4 protein-coding genes and 1 pseudogene are annotated in these 4,680 nt (G+C 58.7%); 3 read left to right on the top strand and 2 right to left on the bottom strand.

All coding sequences use genetic code 11. The annotated features are described in order from the left end of the window. A pseudogene (locus ACOSYY_RS16530) lies at window positions 1-375 on the bottom strand (hypothetical protein); the annotation flags it as partial. Between the two features lie 336 nt (window positions 376-711). Beyond that, the gene (locus ACOSYY_RS16525; protein WP_421663837.1) at window positions 712-2,097 is read right to left on the bottom strand and encodes a YhjD/YihY/BrkB family envelope integrity protein; all 1,386 of its coding nucleotides are present in this window, start codon (window positions 2,095-2,097) and stop codon (window positions 712-714) included. Between the two features lie 278 nt (window positions 2,098-2,375). Here ACOSYY_RS16525 and ACOSYY_RS16520 point away from each other — a divergent pair, with 278 nt between their 5' ends. The 3 genes from ACOSYY_RS16520 to ACOSYY_RS16510 form a co-directional block, all read left to right on the top strand. After that, window positions 2,376-2,936, top strand: coding sequence for a hypothetical protein (locus tag ACOSYY_RS16520; protein ID WP_421663835.1), 561 nt, complete (start codon window positions 2,376-2,378; stop codon window positions 2,934-2,936). A gap of 313 nt (window positions 2,937-3,249) precedes the next feature. Next, a complete protein-coding gene (locus ACOSYY_RS16515) occupies window positions 3,250-3,795 on the top strand; it encodes an acyltransferase (protein WP_421663833.1) in 546 nt (181 codons plus the stop codon). Between the two features lie 228 nt (window positions 3,796-4,023). Beyond that, window positions 4,024-4,680 (top strand): transposase (locus ACOSYY_RS16510; protein ID WP_526023337.1); only part of this gene is annotated, 657 nt, incomplete at its 3' end.

Genomic DNA, 4,680 nt, shown 5'->3' with positions numbered 1-4,680 from the left:
GCCGGCGGGAGAAACCGCGAGCGGGTCAAACCCCGACTCCGCTTGAATGACCGCCCGGATAAGCGCTTGGGGTAAGTGGTGCTCGCGCGCGAACCACCGAATCGCTTGATTGAGTTCCCGCTCGGACATTCGACCGCCGCGCCCAACGCTGCCGTTCTGCAGGCTAGCGTTTTTATGACGATCGTGCCGGACATTCTCTTCGGGAAAAGAGGACGTCAGCCTGGAACCCAGATGGTCATGAGAACCGCAGACCTCACTCGTGGCAGCCGGTGGCAGCAGGATGACCAGCGCCATCATTGCCATCGGAAAAAGAGTCTGAGCCAGCGCATGGTGGATTCTCGTGGCGTAGCCGGTTGGATGTGGGATGATTCGCATAGCTTCCTCCCGGAGATCGCCGAGCCGGCGATTCTCACCGCATCGTGTGCACGGTCAGCCTTGTCATAGAACAGGATTCGTGCCGGTCATGGGAGACCTGGCACATCCACACAGTGCCACGAAATCCAGGACTTAGACAGGGTTACGACGTCCCCTGTTAGGAGGGAGGAATGGAAGAGGACTGACGTCTTTTGTTTGGTGAGATCGCAAATCGCGCTGTCCCTCGAAAGGAGGGAGGCCTCATCGGCCCTCTGACCGTCCACGGCTCCACGCTATTTCGATGAAAGCCGCCTCTGAACTGGACGCGCTCAAGGCCGGCTCGAGTCGGGGGTCTCGTCACGGTTCACGAATGACGGTCTGCCCGAGCGGGCTGGACGGAACCCGGGCTGATTCGGCGGGACAAATCTTGCCGGCCAGATTATAGAGGGTGAGTCCGGACAGCGCACGAGCTGCCGCATCGTCCCGATGTCGAATAACGTCGTCGATAGCATCACCCAAATGCGAGACTCTGGACAACCCGGCTGATTTCTCTCGCAAGATATCCAAGATGGTCTGAATGCCGATCAGTTCCGGCGGCCGCATGAGGACGAGTGCCTTCGAATCTTCCAGACGCCCGACCAATCCCGATGATCGTAGTTCCTCGACAAGGTCCTCCACGATCGAGAGAGGGACGCCCACGTCAGCCGCCAGTTCATCGAGCGTGGCGGGGGACACTCCGCTGATCGCTCGAGTGGCCATGGTCGCCAGAAGCCGAAGAGTTGTCCGCTCGCGGAAGGCATGCGTCCCCTGTCTCCAAAGGTAATGCGCTTCATACGCACGCGGGTGCTGATGGAAATAGGCCACTTGCGCCCCGATGAGGATGATCAACCACCCCACATACAACCACAACAAGAACAGGATCATGATCGCGAAACCGGAATAAATGGCGCTGTATTTGGAAGAGCCAGCCACAAACGCCGCGAATCCTTCGCCTGCCAACCCCCAGAGGAGCGATGCCGCCGCCCCTCCGACACAAGCCGACCACGTTCGGACATCCGCGTATGGAATGAACTTGTAGAAGAACGTAAAGACCCCCCACAGGATCAGGAAGGGAAGGTACTCGGCGATCCACACCAACACAAAGCCCAATGGTTGAAGGTCCAGAATCCGCTGAATGAGCGCGTGATTCTGAATGGAAGCCAACAAACCGAACGCGGTGACAATCAGGACGGGACCCACGAGCACGACGCTGAGGTAGTCCGTGAACTTCCTTGTCCAGGAGCGCCCTCGTCGCACGTTCCAAATCGCATTGAACGTCTGTTCGATTTTGTCGATCAAGGAATAAGTCGTATAGAACAAGCCCGCCACCCCGACGATGCCGAGCACGCCGACCTTGAGATTGTTGACGAATCCCACGACGCGGGAGGTGATCTCTCTCCCGCTCGGTCCGAGCGGCTCAAGCGCCTGGCTCAGTAAGGGTTCGACCTGTTGGTGCACACCGAACGCTTTCAAGACCGACACCGTCACGGCGAGGAACGGAACCAACGATAAGAGCGTGGTGTAGACTAAACCCGCGGCCCGCGCATCCAATAGGCGGCGGCGGAATTCCCAAGCTACGGCGCTGATCAGCCGAAGCGCCGACAGGCCAACCCGTTGCCATTTCGGCAAGTGGGTCAGATCAAGGGTCCAGAGATCATGAGAGAGAAATTGTTCAAGGCGTTGGAGATTCACAAGCTTACCCAACCGTCACGGCATAAGGCCGTATTCTGTTGAAAAATCAACGCAAAATGCAGCTCCCTTCCTGAGTGAGAATACCACCCTGTATCGACAGGTCCGTGCTCTCCAGACCCCGACCGGTCAGCCGTCGCGCCCCTCCAAAGAAGAATGGTATCGGCTTCGCTCCGGTGGATAAAGTGGCGCAGGGAAGCGGCAACACCAACGTCGCGCCGGGTGCTGAGCCTGATGCTCAATCTGTCCTTCTCCCTAGTCCGTTGGTCCCACTCCTGATCTGGAGGTGCGGTATGCGCTCCATACAGCTCATGGTTGCTCTGCTTGTAACGGGGACGCTCGCTATCCCCGTTTTCGCCGATGAGCCACGACCTGCCGACCCGCTAGGAATGTGGGAGTGCTCGCAAACAGGAGCGGTCACACTTTACACAAATCGCGAACGAGAGGGATGCCGAAAGCTCGAGTTAAAACCGCTCTCCGTTGTGCCACCCATGCCGGAATTGCCCGCCAATCTTCTGCAACCCACGGTGCCGGCTTTCGACATCGACCAGGTGCCTCAAATTTCTCCGCCCGCTCCGGCGCACAGCCGCACGGTGCCTGATTGGGCCAAAGGCTGGTATGCGAACAATACGTCGGACGCGTCCGTACAATCAGAAGTTTGTTCCCTGTATTCCGAATGGCTGCAACTCGTCCAACGGACGCGAGGAGGGTTCTTCTTTGGGAACGATCCGTCGTACGGTACCGATCCGTCCGGACGAAACTACTTACCGACCAACCCATTTTGGGACAATGCACGGTATTTTGCATTGGCGAGAATTTTCGGAGCCGGTTTCGTTCCGATCGGTTGTCTCTAAACCGTTCGCTTCGGACAGAACCGACCTCCCACAGTAATGAACTGCACGACTCAGTTGTGCAGCAAGCACCTGCCAGTTCGTATACTCGATCTTCTCGTTCGGTCCGCCTTTGCCGTGCGAAAGCGGCGCCCGTTTCGTTATCGCCTGCGCGTGACCGTGGATGGGTGCGCGCGGTCTACCAACCACCACGCGCATGGTCTTCTGTGGCTCATGTTGTCAAGCCACGCAAGGCTGTGCTAGCCTCGCAATACGGAGTTCCACACGGGCTTCTGGGGATCCGGCAGGCTTCGTCACCGCAAAAGGACCGCCGCTCGTGCTTCACTGGCTCTTGAACTTGCTCCGCCAATACGTTCACCGAGATCCTCTCCCCTTCCTGACTAAACAAGGGCTCGTCGTCGGAAAGCATTTCATGATGCTGGAAGATGTCGTCATCGACCCGAGCCACTGCTGGCTGGTTACGATAGGGGATGAGGTCACGTTGGCCCCCCGGGTTCATATTTTGGCGCACGACGCCAGCACAAAACGCCACTTAAATTACACTCGTCTTGGGAAAGTCACGATCGGCAACCGAGTGTTCATCGGCGCCTCGACGTTGATTTTACCCGGTGTAACGATTGGTTCTGATGTCGTTGTAGGCGCCGGGAGCGTTGTCACCCATGATGTGCCGTCCGGAGTGGTCGTTGCGGGCAATCCGGCACGAGTCATCGGCTCACTCGAAGATTTTCTCGCTCGGCGGAAATCGGAAATGGAGACAAGCCCGTTATTCGGGGACGAATATACCATTCGTGGAAATGTTTCAGACGCCATGAAAGCAGACATGGTCAAACTGATAAAAGGCCGGTATGCCTACGTCAGTTAGCGTTTCTGGTCGTGATGCGGCGGCGCCCTTTTCGGTCTTATTGGCCACACACTGAAGTCACATAACTTCACGTGCCTTGCTTCCCGGAATCGCATTCCGACTGTTACGCGCGAGACAGAGGGTGTGCCAGGATTAGTTGAAAATTGACGAAGCGGCTGCCTTTGTGGTGCTGTGCGGTGACCGTGGATCAGACAACCACCACCCCACACCAACGAAAGGAGCCGCTTCATGAGAAACGTAATCCGAATCACCACAGAAGGCAAGGTGCGACCGATCCGCCGGCGGGCGGTGGACGCCATCCCGGTGGTGGACGAGCGGGCGAGCCTCGTGGCCCTTATCCAAGCCCTGATCCCGCTGGGCTTGCAAGCCGTCGGGGACGCCCTGGAGGCGGAAGTGACTGACCTGGCGGGCGAACGGTATAGCCGGACCGGCGGCCAGCCGGGCTATGTGCGCTGGTGTCAGCAACAGGGCTCGGTCTACCTGCTGGACCAGAAACTGCCGATCACCTACAGGCGAGTCCGGAACCGCTTCCGGAACGTGGAGGTGGCGTTACCGACCTACCAGGCCCTGGGCGACCCACGGGCAGCCGATGCGGGGCTGTTCCGCAAAGTCCTGCACGGCCTGAGTTGCCGCCGATATGAAGCCTGTGCGGAAGCGGTCCCGGAGGCGTTTGGGCTGAGTGCCTTCAGCGTCTCGCGACGCTTCATTCGGGCCAGCGCCCAGCAGTTGCGGGAGCTGAGCGAACGTCGCTTGGAGCAGGACGAGGTGGTCGTGCTCTTCCTTGACGGCAAGACCTTCGCTGAGGATCGCATGGTGCTCGCATTGGGCGTCCTGCGGACGGGCGAGAAGAAGCTGCTGGGGTTCGTTCAGACCGCCACGGAGAAC

This window comes from Nitrospira sp. BLG_2, assembly GCF_049222245.1.
The sequence above is the reverse complement of the archived record's forward strand: the minus strand, read 5'-3'. Positions and strand labels throughout refer to the sequence as shown.